Genomic DNA, 2419 nt, shown 5'->3' on the forward strand with positions numbered 1-2419 from the left:
GTTTCAGCGCGCTGCAGATCTGGCCGTCCTCGAAGCTTGCCAGAAGCAGCGGCAGCGAACGACGGAACATCTCGCGTGCGGCGGCGGCGCCGGCCGGGTTCATCAGCATGACCTGCAGGATGAAATAAAGCTGCTTGAGCGGTGTCGAGGCATCTTCGGCCTGGATCACGTGGTTTTCGAGCAGGAACTGGACGTCGTTCATCAATTCGACGGTGACCTTGCGGTCGACCCGGATGACGGCGCCGTTGATGTAGATCTTTTCGTTCGGCTTCAGCGATATCTTCAGCGTGTTGGTCATTGAATGCCGTCCCTGATGATCTGGGACACCTCGATCAGCCCTTCGAAATTGTTGGTGCGGCCCTGACGGATGTCCTCCGCCTCGCGCAGCAGCCACAGGCCGATGGAAATGAGGTTGGCGCGCAGTTCCTTTGGCAGAGCGTTGTCGCTGGAGCCAAGATCCTCGACGAAGGCGGTCCAGACGCGGTTGGTGAAGTGAAGCGCCTCTATCGCCTCCATCGAACCGTGGCCGGCCACTGCTGCTGCCGCCAGCATGTCGATCGAGCGGGTCAGAAGCTCGCGCTCGCGGTCCTTCGCGTCGGCAACGGAGTTGCTCTGGATGTCGGCGTAAGAGAATTGGTACATCGTTGGGGCTCTACCGTTCCGTTAAGCGTTGTCAGGTCAGGTAATTCAACAGGCTGAGCTGCTGCAGGCGTGCGGTCAACGCGAAAGACGTTTCGATGTGCTGTGTCAGGTCCGCGACCCGTGTCGCGGCTTCGGCCGGATCGACAGCTTCCAGGTCGAGAATGTGCCGTTCGAAAAGGTCGACCTGCGTTTTCATCCGATCGTTGGCATCGGAAACCCGCTTCTGGACGATGCCGGTCTCGGATTGAAGCTGGCCAATGCCGCTCAGCGCTTCGCCAACCAATGTGGTGGAGCGGCTGACAACCGTATTCTTCGCCGCCTGGCTGATGTTGCTGGACATCAGGCTGCTGACCATGGCTGCCGCCATTGCGAGCTTCTGGATGCCGGCGCTGTTGGCGCTGGTCGACGTCGGTGTGGTTTCGTTGAGTGCGATGCGGCTGACGATCTGCTGGTCGGTGGCGTTCGACCAGTTGCCCTGCCAACCAGCGCCCGTGAACTGCGGGGCGACATCATTGGTGATGAAATCGTCCATCTGGGCAGCCGTGATGTCGGCCGCGAGCGGATCATCCTGGGTGAAGCCGAAATTGGCGACGAAAGCGGCGTCGAATGCCGCCTTGGCGGGGGAGCCGGCAGCTGTGAAGTCGTTGATTGGCTTGACGTCGGTGTTGGTGCCGGCGAACAGGTATTCGCCATTGACGCTGGTGTTGAGGATCGAGGTCAGCTGCTGGATGGTCGCCTTGCCGGAGGATTGGGTGAGGCTGTTGGACGAGTCGCTTGAGGAGGCGGTGGTCAGGGCGGACAGGAACGTCTGAGCGGCGGTCGAGAGTTGACCAAGCGAGGTCTGCGTCGAGGAGAGCCGGGCGCCGACCAGGCCGTTGGAATCGATGATGACGTTGAGCCGGTCAAGATCGCGCTGGAAAGTGACGGCCTGGGTGGTGCGCCCGCCGAGAGCCAGGCCGACGTCGGCGACCCTGCCCGTCGAGGATTCTTTCGTGGCTTTGACGAGTTCGGCCTGCATGCGCATCTGCTGGGAGCGCATGGCATTGGAGATTGCGGCCGAGGAGACTGAAGTCATGGAATTATCCCACCGCGTTGAGCAAGGCCGTCATCATGTCGTCGACGGTTTTCATCATCCGGGCCGATGCCTGGTAGGTGTGTTCGAGGTCGAGCAGCAGCGACATTTCCTGGTCGACATTGACCCCGGTCGCGTTGGACAGCGCCTCGGCGCTGCGCGACGCCAGTGCTTCCTTGGCGTCGGAGGCGGTCGAAGCCTGCTGGCGCACGCCCTCGAACCAGCCGATCGAACTGGCGGCGTAGTCGGACACGCTGGACGTTGCCGAAACCCCGGCGGCGGGGTCGAAAGTCATCGGCTGGTCGAGCCGGTCGCCATAGGCAACCAGAAGGGTGGAATAGGATGCGCCACCGCCCGTGTTGGCGACGTAGGCCGCACCGTTGGCTCCGCCGTCGCGCAGCAGCATCGGGTTGCCGCCGGTGCTCGGGTCCATCGCTGCATTGACGCTGATGGACGCGGCAAGGCCGTTGACCAGCGTGCCGGCGGCCGGCACGGCCGGCGCACCAGACCAGGTGAACAGGCCGGCGGCGTTGGCCATCGAGGGTGCGGTCTCGGCAAAGGCTGTGATCAGGCCACGCGCGGTCTCGTCGAGCTGGCTCTGCATGGTCGAGGCGACGCCGTCACGCAATTGCAGCAGGCCGGCAAGCGTGCCGCTGGCGCTGGTGTTGCCACCAGCTCCCGCCGAGATCGGCACATTGTCGATGT

Annotated in this window: 4 protein-coding genes; all 4 read right to left on the reverse strand. The window is 63.0% G+C overall.

Features of this window, described 5'->3' with window-relative positions; translation table 11 throughout:
- On the reverse strand, positions 1 to 298 hold a 298-nt coding region (gene flbT / locus ENZ74_RS29295; protein WP_127313202.1), incomplete at its 3' end, for a flagellar biosynthesis repressor FlbT.
- A complete protein-coding gene (flaF, locus tag ENZ74_RS29300; protein WP_013529776.1) occupies positions 295 to 642 on the reverse strand; it encodes a flagellar biosynthesis regulator FlaF in 348 nt (115 codons plus the stop codon). The genes flaF and flbT, both read right to left, overlap by 4 nt.
- A gap of 31 nt (positions 643 to 673) precedes the next feature.
- On the reverse strand, positions 674 to 1717 hold the full coding sequence (locus ENZ74_RS29305) for a flagellar hook-associated family protein (RefSeq protein WP_013529777.1): 1044 nt from the start codon (positions 1715 to 1717) through the stop codon (positions 674 to 676).
- A 4-nt stretch (positions 1718 to 1721) separates the two neighbouring features.
- A partial coding sequence (locus ENZ74_RS29310; protein WP_281059745.1) for a flagellar basal body rod C-terminal domain-containing protein occupies positions 1722 to 2419 on the reverse strand: 698 nt, incomplete at its 5' end.

Source organism: Mesorhizobium sp. M7A.F.Ca.CA.002.15.2.1 (assembly GCF_003998715.1).
In the GTDB taxonomy this organism is placed as follows: Bacteria; Pseudomonadota; Alphaproteobacteria; order Rhizobiales; family Rhizobiaceae; genus Mesorhizobium; species Mesorhizobium ciceri.